The 19,021-nt window shown below is 47.9% G+C and carries 17 protein-coding genes; 6 read left to right on the plus strand and 11 right to left on the minus strand.

Translation table 11 applies throughout. The annotated features are described in order from the left end of the window. Nucleotides 1–43: 43 nt before the first annotated feature. The 3 genes from C943_RS01775 to C943_RS01785 all read left to right on the plus strand — a co-directional run bounded on the left by C943_RS01775 (nt 44) and on the right by C943_RS01785 (nt 2,330). Nucleotides 44–1,213 (plus strand): YgeY family selenium metabolism-linked hydrolase, encoded by a 1,170-nt coding sequence (locus tag C943_RS01775; RefSeq protein WP_008623647.1) that lies wholly within the window; start codon nt 44–46, stop codon nt 1,211–1,213. 10 nt (nt 1,214–1,223) lie between these two features. Then, nucleotides 1,224–1,676 carry a GNAT family N-acetyltransferase gene (locus C943_RS01780; RefSeq protein WP_008623648.1) on the plus strand — a complete coding sequence of 151 codons (453 nt, stop codon included), beginning with the start codon at nt 1,224–1,226 and terminating at the stop codon, nt 1,674–1,676. A gap of 108 nt (nt 1,677–1,784) precedes the next feature. Continuing rightward, a complete protein-coding gene (locus C943_RS01785) occupies nt 1,785–2,330 on the plus strand; it encodes an outer membrane beta-barrel protein (RefSeq protein WP_008623649.1) in 546 nt (181 codons plus the stop codon). Nucleotides 2,331–2,339: 9 nt separating this feature from the next. Here the strand turns inward: C943_RS01785 and C943_RS01790 are convergent, their stop codons facing one another. From C943_RS01790 to C943_RS01800, 3 genes are all read right to left on the minus strand, one after another. Next, the gene (locus C943_RS01790; protein WP_008623657.1) at nt 2,340–3,743 is read right to left on the minus strand and encodes an MBL fold metallo-hydrolase RNA specificity domain-containing protein; all 1,404 of its coding nucleotides are present in this window, start codon (nt 3,741–3,743) and stop codon (nt 2,340–2,342) included. A 207-nt stretch (nt 3,744–3,950) separates the two neighbouring features. After that, complete coding sequence (locus tag C943_RS01795) at nt 3,951–5,864, minus strand: PspC domain-containing protein (protein WP_008623658.1); 1,914 nt, start codon at nt 5,862–5,864, stop codon at nt 3,951–3,953. A gap of 3 nt (nt 5,865–5,867) precedes the next feature. Continuing rightward, a complete protein-coding gene (locus tag C943_RS01800; RefSeq protein ID WP_040478640.1) occupies nt 5,868–6,197 on the minus strand; it encodes a PadR family transcriptional regulator in 330 nt (109 codons plus the stop codon). A 407-nt stretch (nt 6,198–6,604) separates the two neighbouring features. Between C943_RS01800 and C943_RS01805 the strand changes: the two genes are divergently transcribed. Both C943_RS01805 and porU2 read left to right on the plus strand, forming a co-directional pair. After that, nucleotides 6,605–7,702 (plus strand): putative type IX sorting system protein PorV2, encoded by a 1,098-nt coding sequence (locus C943_RS01805; RefSeq protein ID WP_085988926.1) that lies wholly within the window; start codon nt 6,605–6,607, stop codon nt 7,700–7,702. After that, nucleotides 7,690–12,732, plus strand: coding sequence for a putative type IX secretion system sortase PorU2 (gene porU2, locus C943_RS01810; RefSeq protein WP_008623662.1), 5,043 nt, complete (start codon nt 7,690–7,692; stop codon nt 12,730–12,732). The genes C943_RS01805 and porU2 overlap by 13 nt, the downstream gene beginning before the upstream one ends. A 43-nt stretch (nt 12,733–12,775) precedes the next feature. On the opposite strand, the gene C943_RS01815 is transcribed toward porU2, so the two are convergent. The 8 genes from C943_RS01815 to pdeM all read right to left on the minus strand — a co-directional run bounded on the left by C943_RS01815 (nt 12,776) and on the right by pdeM (nt 18,474). Next, nucleotides 12,776–13,432, minus strand: a complete 657-nt coding sequence (locus C943_RS01815) for a CoA transferase subunit B (protein ID WP_040478646.1) — start codon at nt 13,430–13,432, stop codon at nt 12,776–12,778. Between the two features lie 62 nt (nt 13,433–13,494). Beyond that, on the minus strand, nt 13,495–14,193 hold the full coding sequence (locus C943_RS01820) for a CoA transferase subunit A (protein ID WP_040478650.1): 699 nt from the start codon (nt 14,191–14,193) through the stop codon (nt 13,495–13,497). 17 nt (nt 14,194–14,210) lie between these two features. Next, complete coding sequence (locus C943_RS01825) at nt 14,211–15,140, minus strand: bifunctional riboflavin kinase/FAD synthetase (protein ID WP_008623663.1); 930 nt, start codon at nt 15,138–15,140, stop codon at nt 14,211–14,213. After that, on the minus strand, nt 15,127–15,810 hold the full coding sequence (truB, locus tag C943_RS01830) for a tRNA pseudouridine(55) synthase TruB (RefSeq protein WP_008623664.1): 684 nt from the start codon (nt 15,808–15,810) through the stop codon (nt 15,127–15,129). Before truB ends, C943_RS01825 begins: the two co-directional genes overlap by 14 nt. Before the next feature lies 1 nt (nt 15,811). Next, nucleotides 15,812–16,606 carry an undecaprenyl-diphosphate phosphatase gene (locus tag C943_RS01835; protein WP_008623665.1) on the minus strand — a complete coding sequence of 265 codons (795 nt, stop codon included), beginning with the start codon at nt 16,604–16,606 and terminating at the stop codon, nt 15,812–15,814. Between the two features lie 6 nt (nt 16,607–16,612). Beyond that, entirely contained in the window at nt 16,613–16,819 is a 207-nt protein-coding gene (locus tag C943_RS01840) for a DUF3098 domain-containing protein (protein ID WP_040478653.1), read from the minus strand. A 1-nt stretch (nt 16,820) separates the two neighbouring features. Next, nucleotides 16,821–17,711, minus strand: coding sequence for a cell division protein FtsX (locus C943_RS01845; protein ID WP_008623669.1), 891 nt, complete (start codon nt 17,709–17,711; stop codon nt 16,821–16,823). Between the two features lie 52 nt (nt 17,712–17,763). Continuing rightward, on the minus strand, nt 17,764–18,474 hold the full coding sequence (gene pdeM / locus C943_RS01850) for a ligase-associated DNA damage response endonuclease PdeM (RefSeq protein WP_245545494.1): 711 nt from the start codon (nt 18,472–18,474) through the stop codon (nt 17,764–17,766). A 65-nt stretch (nt 18,475–18,539) separates the two neighbouring features. Between pdeM and C943_RS01855 the strand changes: the two genes are divergently transcribed. After that, nucleotides 18,540–18,983, plus strand: coding sequence for a DUF2147 domain-containing protein (locus tag C943_RS01855; RefSeq protein WP_040478656.1), 444 nt, complete (start codon nt 18,540–18,542; stop codon nt 18,981–18,983). The last annotated feature ends 38 nt before the right edge of the window (nt 18,984–19,021 follow it).

A 19,021-nucleotide genomic window follows, 5' to 3' on the forward strand; every position in this document is an offset into this window, starting at 1 on the left:
AATTCGGAATCTTGACGGATGAATTTCCGAAACATATTTCGTTATGCCAATTGATACCAATCGATACCAAGACGCCATCATTGATTTGGCAAGACAACTTATTCGTATCCAAAGCTATTCCAGCCAAGAGGGGCCGATTATCAGGTTTCTCGAGCAAAAAATGATTGAACTGGGCTTTGATAGCGTGAAGCTTGACGCGATGGGAAACCTGGTGGGAACAATGGGAGAAGGCTCAAAATCCATTCTTTTTGACGCACATGTGGATACGGTCGAGGTCCCGGATGAGAAGGATTGGGAATATCCTCCCTTCGAAGGAATCGTCGCGAATGGACGGTTGCACGGCCGGGGGGCAGTCGATATGAAGTCTTCGGTTGCGGCTTCCCTATATGCAGCTGTCGCAGCCAAGCATGCAGGTAAACTTGAGGGTAAGAAAGTCATGGTTTCCTGTACGGTCAACGAGGAAGATTGTGATGGGGAAAACCTCAAATTCCTTTTCAATTCGTTGGGAATACAGCCAGATTTTGTGGTCATCTGTGAGCCGTCTGGCAATCAAATTGCCTTGGGACACAAGGGAAAGGCGCAGGTCAAGATCCGCACCGAGGGAAAGTCCGCTCACGGTTCCGCCCCTGAAAAGGGCGTCAATGCGGTCTATGAAATGGCGGAAATCATCCAGAAGGTGGAATCCAAGAACTTTGCGCTAGCTAAGCTCGAAAAGGATGGTTTCAAGCCAACCTTGGTACTTTCCCGGATAAGTTCCGAAGCTGCTTCCCTCAACGCCGTGCCGTTTTCCTGTGAGATTTACCTCGATCGAAGGACGGTGCCGGGAGAAACAGAAGCGATGATTCGGGAGGAAATGGATACCCTGGTATCGGGGAAAAACGCTTCATGGGAACCCGGCGTACTGAAACGGAAAAGTTGGACTGGCACCGATATCCACTATGTGCCGATACATCCCGCTTGGAAAATAGCAGAGGATGCCTACTTGACGGTAAAATGTGTGGAGGCATTCCGTGATACTTTCGGGCAAAATCCCGCGCGGTTTGAGTTTTGGGATTTCAGCACCAATGCAGTCACGCCAGTGACCATGGGTATACCTACTATTGGTTTTGGGCCGGGTGACTACAAAATGGCGCATATGCGGGACGAATCCATCGAGGTTTCCCAAATCCAGGAAGCTTGTGCTTTTTATGCTAATTTGATTGCACTGATATAAATTTTCCGAGATGAAAATCAAGTATTTTAAAACGGACGCCGAAAATCCACAATTCCAGGAATTGGTCAAGTTGCTGGATGCCGGATTGGCTGTGACGGATGGGGAGGACCATGCTTTTTATGACCAGTTCAACAAATTGGATGGGATCAAATATGTGATCCTGGCCAAAATAGGGGAGGAAGCCGTGGGCTGTGGGGCAATCAAACGGTTTGATGATGGCAGTATGGAGGTGAAGCGGATGTTTGTGTTGACCACGCATCGAGGAAAAGGAATTGCAAAAGGGATTTTGCGGGAATTGGAGAATTGGGCGTTGGAACTTGGTTTCAAACGTTGTGTACTGGAGACCGGCAAAAGGCAAACCGAAGCGATTGCGTTGTATTTCAGTTCTGGCTATCGTGTTATTCCCAACTACGGGCAATACATCGGCATGGACAACAGTGTTTGTTTTGAAAAGCAACTCTGAAACATTTGAATTACCAGCCAGAAACCTGAAGCCTGGTTAGCTCTTTTTTGAGTAGTTTTGTACCCAATTATTTGAATTGATTACCGATATTTAGAAAAACTCATTTTTATGAACAGGTCTTTTTTGCTACTCGGATTGCTGATGGTGCTCGGATTGAAAGCAAACGCACAATTCGGAATCAGGGCTGGATTCCAATCCGCGCAGACCAACAACGATGGAAATCAAATCCAAGGATCCTTGCCCGGATGGTACGTTGGGGCATTTACCGAAGATAAATTGGGCGTTACAGGGACCCTCCATTGGCATTCCGGATTGGAGTACCTGCAGGCAGGACATAGACAGGATGATTTGAATTTTAGGAAAATCAACTATTTGGCGGTTCCCTTGGGTTTGAAAATCTCGATTTTGAAATTGGCCTTTTTACAAGGCGGTATTTCTCCAAGTTTTAAGGTCGGTGAGAAATATGAGGTTGCCGGGGCGAATGCCCTTACGCAATCCAATAAGACCTCTGTTTTTGATTTGCCGTTTCACGTGGGTGCAGGGATCAAAGTGTTGATTTTTGACATAGAAGCCCGCTACAATCATGGCCTTATCAACGTGAACGGCGGGAATCGAAACCGCTATCTACAATTGGGTGCAGCCCTGCGTTTTTGACGATCCAACTCAAATTCCATCAAACAATACAAAGCTTTCCAAATAGTCGGGAATAATTGGGTGCCAATCCAGCTCGTGCTTGAGCTTGAAAGCCAGCACTTCTGAGGCATTTTTTTCCCCGTGGACCAAGAAAGTAATCTTCGGCCTAGAGGTGAATCCTGCAGCCCATTCCATCAGTTCGTCTTGGTCAGCGTGTGCGGAGAGACCTTCGATATAGTAGGTTTTTGCCTTTACGGGGACTTCCACTCCGTACATACGGGATGTGGCTTCACCGTCCAGTATTCTTCTTCCCCTTGTCCCTTCAGCCTGATAGCCCACGAAGATGATGCTGTCGTGCTCGTTGGGGAGGCGATGATACAAATGGTGCAAAATCCTTCCGCCGGTCGCCATGCCGCTCGCGGAAATGATGATGGCGTTGCTGCGGATTTCGTTGAGCGAAATTGAAGCTTCCTGTGTTTGATAATAATGCAGGTTGGGGTGATGAAAGGGATTATGCTCTTCCTCTTCTTCGAAAAGTGGTCCCAAGCGATGGTAAGACATGAACTGCTTATACAACTTTGTCACGTCGATCGCCATCGGACTGTCCACGTAGATCGGCACGTTTGGAATTTTGCCTTTGTGCAGCAGCAAATGCAAGTAAAAGAGAATCATCTGTGTCCGGCCCACGGCAAATGCAGGTATCACTGCCACGCCACCGTTACGCAAGGTCTCACGAATTGCCCTTCCCAATTCATCCTCAGGGTGAAGCGTGGGTTGCTTCCGGTCGCCATAGGTGGACTCCATCAGGAGGATATCCGCAAAGGGTATTCTCGCTGGCGGATTGAATATAGGATCTTGGAATCTCCCCAGATCCCCCGAAAAGACAATCTTTTTTTCCTGGTTTTTGCCTTTGACCTTAATTTTCAATATCGCCGCACCGAGAATATGTCCCGCATTGAAAAAGGTGAACGTGACGCCGTTTACAAGTTGGGTTGGGGTTTCCATCTCCACAGGTTCGAGCAGGTTAAAAACCTTCTCTGCATCTCCGACTGTGTACAATGGTTGCGGCTTTGCATGTCGGGAATAGCCTTTGCGCTGGGCGTATTCGGCTTCTTCCTCCTGTAGCTTGGCGCTGTCCTTGAGCAATATTTTGGTGAGGTCCAAAGTTGGGTAGGTGCAGTAGATCCTTCCTGAAAAACCCTCTTTCACCAATTTTGGCAAATAACCGGTGTGGTCAATATGCGCATGCGTCAAAATAACTGCATGTATCTCAGCGGGATCGATCGGGAATTCATCCCAGTTTCTCAACCTCAGTTCCTTAAGACCCTGGAACAGGCCGCAATCCACAAGGAATTTTTGATGGTCGATTTCCAAAAGATACCTTGAGCCTGTGACGGATTTAGCACCGCCCAAAAATTTAATTTGTACTTGCATTGGTTTTTGGGTTATATGCTAAAGATAGGGCATATCCGAAACGATTCCTTGCCGCACACAAAAAAAGCAGGACGCTTCTATGCGCCCTGCTTGGTGGTTAGTGGTTGCTGTGTTTAAGTTATTTGGTAATCAATTGGTTCTACTTTCAGTACCTATCGGAACTGATTGTCAGGGGGCTTCTTGTTGGACATTGTCGCGACCCAAAGTTTACTTTTTCATGAAGTAGGAATCGGCAAACTTGGCTCTGGAAATGCTATCAGCTTCTGTTTTCTTGTTGGCGTCGTTGCAGGTAAGGCAGAGCATCCCATTTTCGTTGAAAACCCAGTGGTTTCTTGAGCTCACGTCCCGAGTCTTGTAGCCATTTTTATGGATTGTGTTTTCGAGGATTGGCAAGATGGACTTGTCCATTACAAAGGGTTTGTCAAAAGGAATCTCCAGTACCAATTCCAATTCTTGTACCCTGAATTTGTCGAGCGAACCGAGGTTGATCGAGCGGTTAAGAGTCAGTACTGAATCCGTGATCGTGTAGTCATATTGGATGGATTCGGCGGATTGCATCGCATCAGTGCGTGATTTTCCTCTTGCCTTGAAGTCCTGTACCAAAATCGGAAGCGGATTGTCCGTTCCTTCCAATTGCAGGCTTACTTCATCATACAGACCATCGATATCATTGTTCGAAACTGATTTCAATACCAAGGTGCCTGCCCCGATTTCCAAGGTTTTTTCCACTGTATGTGTGCCTTCGGTTTTGAAGTTGTTTACAGCTCTCGGGATTTGTACTGCGCAAATCGCGATACTCAGCAGCCAAAGCCCCAGGGCGACAAGTCCAAACCGCGAATCGATGATGCTGCGCTTGACGAGGACTGAGATTCCCAACAAGAGTATGATGATCCCAGGAATGAAGATGGCAACAGTCACTGCAATTGCCAGCCATAATGGTATGATTTCATTGATCCAGGCGGCAGGAATGTCATTGATGATGAAGGGCGCATCTCCACCCACCGGAACGATCCCAAGATACACGCCCAGCAATGCCAATGGAGCAATCGTAATCGATACGCCGATCAAGAAAATGATTAATCCAAAGAAAACGCGGATCACGGACAGCAGGAACTTGCCCAAGGGTCCCAAAGCCTCTCCGAGCGCATTGATCACCTTGCCGAGGAACCTGAATGGTGCCAAAAGGATTTTTCTGCCCTGGCTTTCCTCTCTGGGAGGGAGTGGGTTGAGGTTTTCTTTGATGGTTGTTTCGATATTGTCCAGCGTAATGGCGCCACCTTTCATCTCGATTCGCTCGGTAATGGATTTGGCGACAGGCGTGATGATCCAGAGAATTATGTAAATGACCAATCCAGCGCCACCGGCAAACAATAGACCGATGAACAAGAGACGCATCCAGATCACCTCAATGCCGAAATACGCAGCCAAACCGCTTGCAACACCGCCTAGGGTCTTGTCATCGGGGTTTCTATAGAGCTTCTTGATGTTTTTGTCCTCGGGCTCGTCGTAGGACACAGGCAGAATGATCCACATGACGATATAGGCTATAATGGCCCAAATCCCTAGGGAGAGGCTGAAGTCAAAGTTCCATGGAAGGAAATCCCATCCGGGCTTTCCGAGTCTCAAATTGCCACTGAAGAGCAGCAGGATGGCAATCAACCTGGTCCATAGCGGGTCTATCGAGAAGTAGTTGGCCAAGCCAGCACAAACGCCACCAAGGATCTTTCTGCTTTCCAGACGGGTCAGTTTCTTGTAGCCCTTGATATCCTGGTGTGGCGTGATGTGTTTGTAATAATCCTGCTCTTGCGCACTTTCTTCTTTGACTTTTTCTTTTTCCTCCTCTTGCATGTCCTCCTCCAAAGCCTTGAAATCTGCAATGGTACCCATCTTTTCGATTAGGCTGTTGACATTGTCGGCAGTGATGACCTGTTTGTTGTTTTTGAGGTTGCTCAGGAAGATCTCAGCGATACGGTTTTCGATATCGGAGATGATTTCCTGGTTGTCCTGGTAATGCGAGAAATGCTTGCTGATCGCCTCCAGGTACTTCTTGAGTGTCGCGTAGCCGTCCTCTTCAATGTGAAAAAGGATGCCGCTGATGTTGATGCTTATTGTCTTTTTCATGGCTTATTTCTTAGAGGTGATCATGTGGGTGGATTTGACGAGGGAATCCCAGGTTTCGTCCAAGGTTTCAAGAAAAGCTTTGCCTTCGTCCGTGATCGAGTAGTACTTGCGCGGAGGCCCTGATTCGGACTCGACCCATTTGTAGGAGACCAAGGAGGCGTTTTTGAGCCGGTTGAGGAGCGGGTACAGCGTACCTTCCACCACGATCATTTTGGCTTCGGTGAGCTCTTCGATCATGTCGGAAGCATATACTTCCCCGCGGGCGATGATGTGCAGGATGCAGAATTCCAGCAAACCTTTGCGCATCTGGACCTGGGTGTTTGAAGCATTCATGGGGTATAAGTGGTTTAGTTCATAAAAGGGCAGATCGGATAGGTATCCGGTACGCTCTGCAGCCTATCCTAGCAAAACTGTACCAAAGTTTTGGACAGTACCTTGTATTGCAAGCTTCAAGGTTATTAAAAGTGAAAAAAAATTTTCCCGAAATTAAAAAAAGTTTGTTTTTGATAAATGGAGCGGGATTTTCGGCTTTTTCATCCCAAGGGATTTTTTTTGGGGTTGACTTGCAAAATGCCTTCTTCCAAAATCGGCTGTGGTGGGAGTGGACATTTTTATGTACGAATGCGTACAGCGGAACGCATTTTGAACGGCTTTCAATTTTGGTAAATTAGCTTTATACTTAAGGAAATATTTTTACTTTGCATCGGTTTTTACTCTCATCAATGGTGATAATCAGGTGGATGATTGGAATCTTATTGGTTTTCGGCCTGACCAAGCAGCTTAACGCCCAAACGATAGCTCCCAAATATTCCAATGAATTTATGAACATAGGCATTGGCGCCCGTGCCCTCGGCATGGGTGGCGCCCAGGTATCCTCTGTCCGGGATGTCACGGCTGCCTATTGGAATCCCGCGGGCTTGATTGGCATCAAGCATCAGCACGAGTTTGCCATGATGCATGCGGAGTATTTTGCGGGGATTGCCAAGTTTGACTACCTCGGCTACAGCACCAGTCTCGACATGGACAATCAGATTGGGGTTTCCCTCATTCGGTTTGGCGTGGATGATATTCCCGATACCCGCTTCCTGTATGATGCCAATGGCGCGTTGAATTATAACAACATACAGTTTTTCAATGCGGCCGACTATGCGCTGATGTTGACCTATGCCCATGACGTAAGCGATGCGTTCAAGCTTGGTGTCAACGCCAAAATCATCCACCGCAATGTGGGTAAATTTGCGCAGGCTTGGGGTTTTGGCTTGGATGTCGGTGGGATTTACTTGATGGAAAGATGGCGTTTTGGCGTAATGCTGCGGGACGTGACAAGTACCTTTAATGCATGGTTTCACAATGCCGAATTGGTACGTGATATCTATGCCCAGACGAATAACGTGATTCCGGTCAATTCGATTGAACTGACTTTGCCAAGGGCCATCCTGAGCGCGACACGTGACGTGGACATCAACGACGAGATCAGTGTGCAGGGCGTCCTTGACTTGGAAGTGACCTTTGATGGTCGGAGAAATACGGCCATTAGGACGGGATTGGCCAGCTTCGAGCCAAGGTTGGGATTGGAAGGTAGTTTCCGGAAAATGGCTTTCCTACGATTGGGCGGCAGCCATATCCAGCGCATCAAGGATTTTGACGGAACATTTTATACGGCTTGGAAGCCCAGTTTTGGTGTTGGGGTTTTTCTGAACAATAAGTTTCAGATTGACTATGCACTGTCGGATATTGGAGGGATTTCCCAGACGCCCTATTCCCATGTGTTTAGCGTGAAGGTGAGTTTGAAAGAGTATGAAAAGAAATTTAGGATCAACAAAGGATGGGACAATTGAAGCCGAATAGTCTGTTTTTGGCCTTGGTATTTGTCTTGGCCTTTTCTCTCAAATCCTCTGCCCAGGCGGATTGGATCGACTACAATGGTACTTATTATAAAATACCGACCCACACGGACGGGATATATCGATTGAGTTTTGCGAGCCTTTCTGCAGCTGGGATCAATCCCAATGTGATTGATCCGCGGGAAATTCGGATGTACCACAGGGGCAAGGAAGTCGCCATCCACATCCAAGGTGAGAATGATGGAAAATTTGATACCCAGGATTTCATAGACTTTTTCGGCAGGAAAAATGACGGCGCGCTCGATGCCAAGCTGTACAAAGATCCCAGCCATGTTGGCAACACAGCCTACAACCTGCACAACGATTCAACCGCATTTTTTCTGACGATTACACCGGGCATCAATGGCAAACGAATGGCGCAGCGGCAAGCCGCAGATCCCGCCGCCCAACTTGCCACATCTTACAACGATATCATCCAAAACGTTTATTTTGAGAATTTTCATTTTGGGATATTGTATACACCAGGTGTCAGACTTTCGGATTTAGAGGAAGGCGAAGGCTGGACCAGCAGCCAAATCGGAAAGACGAACCCCCGCAATTTTGTATTGACGGACCTGGGGCAAATTCCCGCCGCCGGTGACGGAATCTTGGAAATCGGCCTGACAGGTAGGTCTGAAACCCCGCACGTGGTAACCATCAGCGTGGGGCCTAACAGTACGGTCTTGCGTCCCGTGGGGACTTTCAACTTCAACATGATGCAGGCAGTGCATCAGAAAATTCCTGTGTTGTCCTCCGATTTCAACCCACAGGGACAAATTACGATCCAGGTACGGACAGCGGGCCCAGCACCCACGGATAACGTTTCTGTACCCTATATCCGATTGACTTATCCGAAACTTGTGACCAATGGGGATTTCAGTGGGCAATATTTTATCTCCCAAGCTGGCACCGCGCGGGTTCAAATCAACAACGCATTTTCAAATTACCGGGCTTTGGAGGTAAGTGATCCAGCAAACCCTGCTGTGGTTCCAGTCTCCAAAAGCGGAAACCAAATCAGCTTTGCATCAGGTATCGAAGATTCCCCAAGCAAAATCTGGGTTGAAAATGAACTGGATATCAAAGTCGTACCGAACATGCAAAGGGTGCGCTTCAGGGACCTCATGGCGAGGAAGGCCGATTTTATTGTGATCAGCAACAGGTTTCTCAGGCGGCCTGCCGGTAGCTACGCCGACCCGGTCGCGGCATATGCAGCCCACCGTGCCTCTCCGCAAGGTGGTGGATATGATACCTTGGTGGTCAATGTGGACGAGCTTTACAATCAGTTTTCTTACGGTGAAAAGACTCCTTTGGCGATCTATGAGTTCCTCAAAGCCTATTATCCGATCCATAAGCCTGAGTTTTTGTTTCTGATCGGCCGGGCGACAGGTATCTTTTCCACCGCCCGTGCAAACAACATCAATTACTTCTACCGACAAAACCCCGCGATATTTTCCTTTCAGGATATGGTGCCGCCTGCGGGATACCCCTATGCGGACCATAATTATGGTATTGGACTTGACCCGGAGAATCCCCTACTTTCCGCCATTGCCATTGGTAGGATTCCTGCGAGGACACCAAATCACGTCGCGGCTTATCTAAACAAGGTCAAGGAAAAAGATGCCTTGGGCGTCAAGGAAGATTGGCAAAAGGAGATCGTCCACCTTGCGGGAGGCTTGTCGTCCTTTGAGCTTTCGCGCTATTTCAATTTCCTCAATGGATTCAAAAACATTGCCGAGGGGCCTTACTTAGGCGGAAATGTGACGACTTACCGCAAACGCTCCAATGCGACGATCGAGTTGATCGACATTTCCAAAGAGGTCAACGATGGCTTGGGTCTGGTGACGTTTTTTGGACATGCGGCGCCTTCCATCATCGACATCGAGATCGGATTTGCCTCGGATCCGACGATGGGCTACCAAAACAAGGGCAAATACCCCATGCTTTTCCTCAACGGCTGCGATGCGGGCAACTCATTTGGCAACGCATACACTTTTGGGGAGGACTGGATTTTGACACCAGACAAGGGAGCAAGTAACTTCTTTGCCCATGCCAATACAGGCGTAGACGTGTATTTGAGAAGGTATACAGAGTCTTTCTATACCAAGGCATTTGCGGATTCTTCGATGATCTACCAGCCGGTGGGATTGATCAGGAAGGAAGCGGAAAGGTGGTTTTACTTTCGATACGGAAGCTCCATTATCAATCGCTCCCATGCTGAGCAATTGGTCATGTTGGGTGACCCGGCGGTGAAACTCTTTCCGGCAAACAAGGCTGACTATGCCTTGAAAGAGGATGACGTGCTATTGGGCGCTTTCGATGGGCAAGCGTTCAACGCTTTGGCGGATTCCCTGAAGCTTTCTTTTGTCGTCAGAAACATTGGGCGTGTGGACGAGGATTCTGTGGAATACAAGATTACCCGCAGGCTTCCAGACGGTTCCGTTACTAACTATCCGAGCGTGAAAATTCCAGCCATTTTCCGAAGGGATACCATAGATTTTGCAGTGCCAAACACGGGCGTATCCGCTTTCGGCGACAACACCTTTACCTTAGAGATCAACCCGGGAAAATCAATTCCCGAGATGACCTATTTCAACAATGCGATTACGGTGACCAAGTTTGTCCCACTGAGTGGGACGATCCACTTGATCCCGGAGAATTTTGGTATTGTGAACCAAGCCAACCTGAACCTCGTCGCCCAAATTCCCGGCAAGTCCGTGGAGCCAAGGACCGTTGTCATCCAACTCGATACCGCAGCCAATTTCAGTTCTCCGATCCGTCGCGAAGTACGCATCACCAGTGCCAATTTGATTTCTTGGCCCCTGAATCTATTCGAGAATATTGCCCAAAAGGACTCTATGACTTTCTATTGGAGGTCAAGGTTCCTCGAGCTAAAGGAAGGCGAAAGCGATCAATGGACACGGGGAAGCTTTTCCTTTATCCAAAACGGCCCATCAGGCTGGACACAAAGGGAAATCCCGCAATTGGAAGGAAGCCAGTTGAACAACATAGAAGTAGATCCACTCAAGCGCCAATGGAAATACACAGATAAGAAGCTCAATGTCGAGGTGTTCACTTTTGGCAACCAAACCGACAGCCTTACTTTCCGCAACACGCAATTCTACTTGGAAGGCGTTCCCTATATTATCGACAATGTCAACAATGCCAATTCAAGATTATGCCCAGATGGCTCCTTGGGTTTGGTGGCATTTGACCAGAAGTCGCTGACACCTTATCTCGTGATACCGCCGGAGGGTTTTGACATCCTTGATGGGCGTACCTGCGGTCGGGTACCACAAGTCATCCAAAGCATTCGGAATGCTTGGATTACGGGGCCCGGACAAAGAATTCTCCTGGACTACATCGATGGGCTCAAAGAAGGGGATTTTGTGGTGATTTTCACCGTCGGTGGCGTTACGTTTGATCAGTGGCCGGATGCTGCGATTGAAAAAATGAAACTGGTCGGCGCCAATGAAGCTGTACTCCGCAATCTTCAAAACGGGGATCCCTACATCCTTTTTGGTCAAAAAGGGATGCGCCCTGGAGAGGGTGTTGAGATAGTAGCCAAGCAGGATTTGGAGATCGAAACCAATGCGCAGATACTGGAATTCCAAACCCAATTGACCGGGTACATTTCATCAGGTTCCATTCTCACTCCAAGAATCGGCCCTGCCTCCGAGTGGAAGCGTTTCTTCAATCAGGTCAATCCACGGGATTGGTTTGACGAAGGCTTGGCTTATTTTGACGTAATCGGTGTGAGGACCACGGGTGAAGAGCAGGTACTTTTTGCCAATGTACAAGAAGGGGAGGTAGACTTGGCAACCGTGAATCCGAACCTGTTCCCTTATCTGCGCTTGCGATATGCGATGGAGGATGAAAATTCCACAGCACCATCTGTTTTGGACAAATGGCAGGTGAACTATACCGGGGTACCAGAAGGCGTTTTGGTATTCAAAGGAACAGAAGACCGGGTGAATCTACCGGAGGGCAAAGGATATACGCTACCGTTTGAGTTTATCAATATATCAACATTTGACTTTGCGGATTCATTGGTGGTCGAGTGGGAGTTTTTCAACACGACGACCAAAAAACTCGAGAAATTCAACAAGAAAATCCCTGCGGTCAAAGCGGGTGAAAGCCACGCCTTCAGCATTGATTTCAATTCTGTGGGCAAGGGCGGCGAGAATAGGGTAGGTATTGTTGTGAATCCACAGATTCAGTTGGAACAGACTTTCCGTAACAACCTGATTGATTTGGGGCATTATTTCGTCGTGGTGCCCGACCGCAATTCGGCGCTACTCGATGTGAATTTTGATGGTGTATACATCATGGATGGGGATATCGTTTCTCCAACCGTTTTGATTACGTCGATGTTGAAAAACGACAAATCATTCTTGTTGAAAAAGGATACACTCGGCATCGAAATGTTCATCAAAAAGCCCTGCGAAGGCTGCGGTTTTCAAAAGGTGAACTTCTCCTCGCCATTGGTGACTTGGTCTGCGGCCACCGAAAGTAGCAGCTTCAAGGTCGAATTTCGGCCTGGTCCACTCGATGACGGTATTTATACCTTACGCATCGTGACGGATAACCTGGGTATGGACAAGCCTTATGAGGTGAATTTTGAAGTCATCAACGAGGCAAGTATTTCCAATTTTTACCCTTATCCCAATCCATTCAGCAGCAGCGTGCGCTTTGTGTTTACGGTGACGGGTTCGGAAGTCCCGGATCAGATCAAGATCCAAATCATGACCGTCTCGGGGAGGGTTGTAAGGGAAATCCTTCAGGACGAGCTGGGTCCAATTCGGATTGGGAACAATATTTCCGAGTATGCTTGGGATGGACGGGATGAGTTTGGCGATCAATTGGCCAACGGTGTCTACATCTACCGCGTACTCGTACGCAAAAATGGCCAATTTGTCGAATTGCGTGGAACCGCAGGCGACAAGGCCTTCAAGCAGGGGTATGGGAAAATGTATTTATTGAGGTAGGATCAGTTTCGTTCCGCTTTCTTGCTACTGAACGAAAATTTTCTCAAAATACCATCTCTGGGACAGACCCTTCAATTACCAATTTCCCCTCCGTTTTGGATTTGATTTCTTCGATGCTGACGTCGGGGGCGCGCTCGAGAAGTTTGAATCCGCCCTCAGGCAGTACGTCAAGCACCGCTAGGTCGGTTACGATTTTTTTGACGCAGCGGATACCGGTAATGGGTAGGGTACATTGCTTCAAAAGTTTGGATTGGCCGTCTTTGGAGCAATGTTGCATTGCCACAATAATGTTTTTTGCCGAGGCGACCAAGTCCATCGCTCCACCCATGCCTTTGACCATCTTTCCAGGGACTTTCCAGTTGGCGATGTCCCCGTTTTCGGAGACTTCCATGGCGCCAAGGATAGTCAGGTGCACATGTCCGCCACGGATCATGGCAAATGACTCAGACGAACTGAAAATGGCAGACCCTTTGACCATGGTGATGGTCTGTTTTCCGGCATTGATCAAGTCCGGGTCAATTTCGGCCTCGGTCGGGAAGGGGCCAATACCAAGCAGGCCGTTTTCGGATTGAAGGACTACGTCGAGGTCCGCGGGAATGTAATTGGCCACCAAGGTGGGGATGCCGATGCCGAGGTTGATATATTGGCCTTTTTTGACTTCTTTGGCTATTCTTTGGGCGATTTGTTCTTTGGTCAGCATGGGTTATTTGGGTTTACGGTTGGATGAATGATCCAGGGTTTTGGATGACGAGGTGGTCAATGTTAAACTTTTCTGACCGTACGCTGCTCGATTCTTTTTTCGTAGTTGACTCCTTGGAAGATTCGCTGTACATAGATGCCTGGTGTATGGATTTGGTTGGGGTCGAGCTCTCCAACAGGAACCAATTCCTCTACTTCGGCAATGGTGATTTTCCCGGCCGCCGCCATCATGGGGTTGAAGTTCCGTGCGGTGCCTTTGTACACCAAATTGCCTGCCGTGTCGCCCTTCCAAGCCTTCACAAAGGCAAAGTCAGCCTGCAGCCAGCGTTCCAGGAGGTACAATTTCCCGTCAAATTCGCGTACTTCTTTGCCTACGGCGACTTCGGTGCCCACACCAGCAGGTGTGAAAAATGCAGGGATTCCAGCACCTCCAGCCCGGATACGCTCTGCCAAAGTGCCTTGTGGGATCAAATCCACCTCGAGTTCCCCGCTGAGGAGTTGCCGTTCAAACTCGGCATTTTCACCTACGTAACTGGAGATCATCTTGCGTACCATGCGTTTTTTTAGCATGAGCCCAATGCCGAAATCGTCTACGCCCGCGTTGTTGGAAATGCAGGTCAGGCCTGTGATATCTTTTTCGAGCAGTGCTTTGATACAGTTTTCAGGAATTCCGCTCAGTCCAAATCCGCCAAACATCAGCGTGGCGCCCGTGAAAACGTCCGCTACCGCGGCTTGGGCATTGGAAATTGTCTTGTCAATCATATCGGTTATTTTGGGTTTCAGGTCGTAAGGAGTCGGATGGCCTGTTCCTTGTCAATGGCAAGTTGCTGTTTCAGGGCATCCAACCCGCTAAACTTAATCTCTGGTCTAAGATACGATTTTAGGCGCACACAGATTCGCCGATCATACAGATCGCCATGGAAGTCGAACAGATGCACCTCGATCGACCGGCTGTTTCCGCTGACAGTTGGCCGGAAGCCGATATTGAGCATACCTCGAAAAAGCTCTCCTTCCACGTCTACTTCTACTGCATAGGCTCCTTCACAGGGTATCAGCTTGTAATCGTGGGGGATATGGACATTGGCAGTGGGAAATCCGATGGACCTGCCCAATTGCTGTCCCTTGATGATGATGCCATTGAGCTCATAGGGGCGTCCCAGGAATTCGTTGGCTACATCCACTTTGCCCTCTTCCAAGGCTTTCCTGATTTTGGTGCTGGAAACCCCCACATGGTCGACATCTTCCCTGGGGATTTCCTCCAAGTCAAATCCAAACCGTGCTTGGTTCTGCATCAAGTAGTCGAATCCACCTTCACGGTTTTTGCCGAAGCGATGGTCATAGCCTATGACCAGTTTTTTGGTACCGATCGTATCGACGAGGATTTTTTGGACAAATTGCTCGGAGGAAAATTCGGAAAACTCTTTTGTGAAGGGAATCGTCAGCAAGTGATCGATTCCGAAATGCTTCAGGAGTTTGGCTTTTTCTTCAAAGGTGCTGAGAAGCCTGATTTGGTGATCATGGGGATATAGGATCATCCGTGGATGCGGCCAAAAAGTGATGAGGACTGTTTCTCCTCCGATTTCATCTGCCAAGGTTCGGATGCGTCGCAGGATTTTCTGGTGGCCCAAGTGGACACCGTCGAAGGTTCCACTCGTGACAACGGGGTTTCTCACCGACCCGAAATCCTCGATTCCCTCATAGATTTTCATGCTGTCTGGATTTGATGAGTTCTACAGCGTCATTTACAGAGATGGCCTCTTCTAGCCTGAAATCCCCGGTTCGGGTACGTATCAGCGACGCCATGTAGGCACCGACGCCAAGGATATTACCGAGGTCGCGGGCGAGGCTTCGGATGTAGGTTCCTTTGGAACAAACGATGCGAAAATGCACGACAGGGTTTTGAAAGTCAGTGATTTCGAAAACAGGTACTGAAACAGGTCTGGCTTCCATCACGACTTCTTGGCCTTTTCGTGCGGATTCATAAACCCGTTTTCCATCCACTTTGATAGCAGAATGCATAGGCGGAACCTGTAAGATATCACCTGTAAGTTGGGCTGCAGCTTTCTTGACATCTTCCATAGTCAGGTGTGCCGGGTCCGCTACGTCCACCACTTCCTTTTCCAAATCAAAGCTCTCCGTGGTTTTTCCCAAGACAAAGGTGCCCGTATACTCCTTTTCCTGTCCCATAAAGGTCTCGATGGATTTCGTCTTTTTTCCGGCACATACGATGAGGAGACCTGTTGCCAAGGGATCCAGGGTACCCGCATGCCCCACTTTTTTGATCTTGAGGGTGTTGCGGATTTTTTTGACCACGTCAAAGGAGGTCCACTCGAGGGGCTTATTGATGAGAAAAACTTCGCCGTAGGCTTCTTGCTCCATGCTACAAATATAGGCCTGCAAAGATGGCAATCAGTCCTACGAGCGTACAATAGATCGCAAAATAGGTGAGTTTGCTCTTTCTGACGAGGGCAATCATCCATGTACAAGCCAGATAGCCGGAAATAAATGCGGCCACAAAGCCTGCAGACATATAACCAAATGTGGACTCCTGAAAGGAAATCACCCCATCTAGAATATCCTTTGCGATTTTGCCGAAGATCAAGGGGACAACCATGAGGAAGGAAAAACGCGCCGCTTTGGTTTTGTCAATGCCTAGAAGTACAGATGTGGAAATTGTCGCCCCTGAGCGGGAAATCCCTGGAAGCATGGCAATCGCTTGGGAAATACCGATAATTGCTGCGTGGCCAAATCCGAGGTTTTTGCCCGTATTTTTTGCCTTGTCTGCTAAAAAAAGCAGCAGGGCAGTAACCAGTAGCATGAAGCCCACGAAAACCACTTTTCCACCAAAAAACTGCTCCAACTGCTCTTCGAAAAAGAGCCCAATGATGACGGCCGGGATCATTGAGAGCGCGATTTTTGCCACAAGCTGCGTGTCTTCGTTCCATTTGAGTTTGATGACCGATTCGAGGATCAGTGCAATGTCCTTGCGAAAAACGAGCATCGTCGCGAGTGCTGTAGCGAAGTGCAATACAACCGTAAATGTCAGACTTTCCTCGGGAAGGCGATCACCGCCGAGGATTGCACCTCCCAATTCCAAATGCCCGCTCGATGAAACAGGCAAAAACTCTGTCAAGCCTTGAACAATGCCAAGGATGATTGCTTCGAAAATATCCATGGGTGATTACTTTTCAGATTTGTGAAAAATCGCGTAAAACTGGAACAAAAATCCCGCCAAGGTCACGATTGGGCCCACTGTCAGGCCCAAAACACCGAAACCATGGGGTTCCCTGTCCAAACCGATAATGATGAATCCCAAAATGATGATGCCGAGACCAATCAGCATCAGGGTGTAATTCTTTTTGGTAAATGGAAAGTTTGAGTGACTCATATTAATAAAGTTCGTCCAAGGACATATTTAAGTATTTGTTTACCGCCTGCAGCGTGCTCAAAACCGACAGCAGTACTCCCGCAATTATCAAGACCCCAAACAACGCAAACAACAGCTCATTATTTTGCAGAAGCGAAAAGCCTTCGACGTTGGACTTGGTATATTCCAAAATCAAAAATAACAATAGCGAAGCAATGACTCCCGAAAGGAAGCCAAAAAGCAGCGCCCTTCCAAGGAATGGCCGTCGGATAAATCCACGTGTGGCACCCACTAGCTGCATGCTTCGGATGAGGAATCTTTGCGAAAACAGCGCCAGACGGATCGTGTTGTTGATCAACATCACGACGGTAAAGACGAGGATTAGAATGAAACCTCCCATTACCAGCGCGACCTTAAATAGGTTCTTGTTGATGGATTCGACCAAGTCGGCTATGTAGGTGACTTCAAATACGCCGGAAATTCCCTTGATTTCCTTGACGATTTCCTCCATGCTTTCGGCTGTTTGGTATTCCTCAGAGATCGCGATAGTGTATGAATCACGAAGCGGATTGTCGTCCAAGAATTGGGTGAAATCTTCGCCGGTATCTTTTAGGAATTCTTTTGCGGCTTCATCTTGGGAGATAAAGGTCACGCCGGATTTTCCGTCTTTACGGAGTATATAGGGTTTGGCTTCCAATGTCCTGCGGATCCCCATCTTTTGGTCTACCGTGAGGTCTTTGTTCAAAAAGACCTGGATTTCGATGTTTTCCCTGATGAGGCTTGTCAGTGTTTTCGCTTGGATCACAATCACCCCAAAAAGCCCCAAAATGAACAGTGAGAGGGTGGTGCTAAACAGTACAGAGGCAAACTTGAATCTCCCCAGCTTGGTTTTCTTTCTCGGATTAATCCCCATATACGATGTGATTGGGTCAAAATTAAACAGCTTGGCCAATTAAACCAACGTATTAACAGAATTTGACTTCCACCACTTTTTTGCCTGCTATCGCATAAGCGCGGTTATCTGTACCCGAAGCCATGCTGACGATACCTGTGAACCTGCCGAATGCAGGAAGTATCATTTGTCTTTCGTTCTGGAAAAAGCATGGAAGTACCATCCTTTGACGCGCAATGCCATAAAGTGCAATACCAGGATGGATATGTCCGCAGAAGTTGAACATTTCTGAAGGAACATCTTCTAAGGGTTCATGGCTAAGCAGAAAATTACCCAAAATCGTTGGCTTGGGGTGAATTTCCCAAACACCTGATTGGTACAACTTCTCGGGCAGGATGTCGTGGTTTCCTTTGACCAAATGAAACCCACAACCAGGGAAATATCCTGCAAATTCTTCCAAATCCGTCCAAGATTCATTCCAATCGCTGTGGAACAAATCGCCCAAAAAATACACTTCAGTGGCGGCATGGTCATGGATGAGTTTTTGGATTTTGAGAAAATCCTGTACATGCACCTTTTCCGGAATTGGAATGCCTGCTTTTCTGAAATGAGCAGCTTTGCCAAAATGTGGATCTGCGATGAGAATTGTCCGGAGACGGGGAATAAGAACAGCCTTTTCAGGCAACAGCAAAAACTTCTCCCCATTCCAAGACAATTCAATTCTATCTTCTTGAGGGCTAATTGCGTTTTCGGAAGAGGGAGGAATGTTAGCGGAAGGTTGCACTGCCAAACTTGATTTGAGTCTGTAAAAGTATTATTATTCGACACTCATTCATAAAAATCAAATCCATGAAGTCAATAATAAACCCAAATTTGATGCTGGTTGTCGCATTTGTTTTGCTGAGCAGCCAGTTGTATGCCCAGCAGCCGGATGCCATCGTCGGCAAATGGTACAATACCGAGAAAGATGCCCAAGTTGAAATCTTCAAAGAGGGAGGAAGGTATTTTGGTAAGATTGTATGGCTAAAAGAACCCGTAGAAAACGGGAAGCCCAAAGTCGACAAGAACAACTCTGAAAAGGAATTGCGCACCAGACCAATTATGGGCATGCGCCTATTGAACGACTTTCAGTTCAAGGGCGGCGTCTGGGAAGACGGCACGATCTACGATCCAAAAAACGGAAAAACCTATTCCTGCATCATCAAGCGCAAAGATGGCAAGACCCTGGAAGTCCGTGGATATGTTGGGTTTTCGATGATAGGAAGGACCGTGGAATGGACGAAAGTGGAGTGAAACATGCAGATTATTCAGAAATCACAAGAAGGGCGAAA

Source organism: Mariniradius saccharolyticus AK6 (assembly GCF_000330725.2).
GTDB lineage: Bacteria > Bacteroidota > Bacteroidia > Cytophagales > Cyclobacteriaceae > Mariniradius > Mariniradius saccharolyticus.

Excerpts from the sequence above, each read along its gene's own strand:
- C943_RS01775 (WP_008623647.1), top strand. The coding sequence starts at position 44 with ATGCCAATTGATACCAATCGATACCAAGACGCCATCATTGATTTGGCA.
- C943_RS01795 (WP_008623658.1), bottom strand. The coding sequence starts at position 5,864 with ATGAAAAAGACAATAAGCATCAACATCAGCGGCATCCTTTTTCACATT.
- C943_RS01835 (WP_008623665.1), bottom strand. The coding sequence starts at position 16,606 with ATGGATATTTTCGAAGCAATCATCCTTGGCATTGTTCAAGGCTTGACA.
- truB (WP_008623664.1), bottom strand. The coding sequence starts at position 15,810 with ATGGAGCAAGAAGCCTACGGCGAAGTTTTTCTCATCAATAAGCCCCTC.
- C943_RS01790 (WP_008623657.1), bottom strand. The coding sequence starts at position 3,743 with ATGCAAGTACAAATTAAATTTTTGGGCGGTGCTAAATCCGTCACAGGC.
- C943_RS01840 (WP_040478653.1), bottom strand. The coding sequence starts at position 16,819 with ATGAGTCACTCAAACTTTCCATTTACCAAAAAGAATTACACCCTGATG.
- C943_RS01805 (WP_085988926.1), top strand. The coding sequence starts at position 6,605 with ATGATTGGAATCTTATTGGTTTTCGGCCTGACCAAGCAGCTTAACGCC.
- C943_RS01785 (WP_008623649.1), top strand. The coding sequence starts at position 1,785 with ATGAACAGGTCTTTTTTGCTACTCGGATTGCTGATGGTGCTCGGATTG.
- C943_RS01855 (WP_040478656.1), top strand. The coding sequence starts at position 18,540 with ATGAAGTCAATAATAAACCCAAATTTGATGCTGGTTGTCGCATTTGTT.
- C943_RS01800 (WP_040478640.1), bottom strand. The coding sequence starts at position 6,197 with ATGAATGCTTCAAACACCCAGGTCCAGATGCGCAAAGGTTTGCTGGAA.
- C943_RS01780 (WP_008623648.1), top strand. The coding sequence starts at position 1,224 with ATGAAAATCAAGTATTTTAAAACGGACGCCGAAAATCCACAATTCCAG.
- C943_RS01845 (WP_008623669.1), bottom strand. The coding sequence starts at position 17,711 with ATGGGGATTAATCCGAGAAAGAAAACCAAGCTGGGGAGATTCAAGTTT.
- porU2 (WP_008623662.1), top strand. The coding sequence starts at position 7,690 with ATGGGACAATTGAAGCCGAATAGTCTGTTTTTGGCCTTGGTATTTGTC.
- C943_RS01820 (WP_040478650.1), bottom strand. The coding sequence starts at position 14,193 with ATGATTGACAAGACAATTTCCAATGCCCAAGCCGCGGTAGCGGACGTT.
- C943_RS01825 (WP_008623663.1), bottom strand. The coding sequence starts at position 15,140 with ATGAAAATCTATGAGGGAATCGAGGATTTCGGGTCGGTGAGAAACCCC.
- C943_RS01815 (WP_040478646.1), bottom strand. The coding sequence starts at position 13,432 with ATGCTGACCAAAGAACAAATCGCCCAAAGAATAGCCAAAGAAGTCAAA.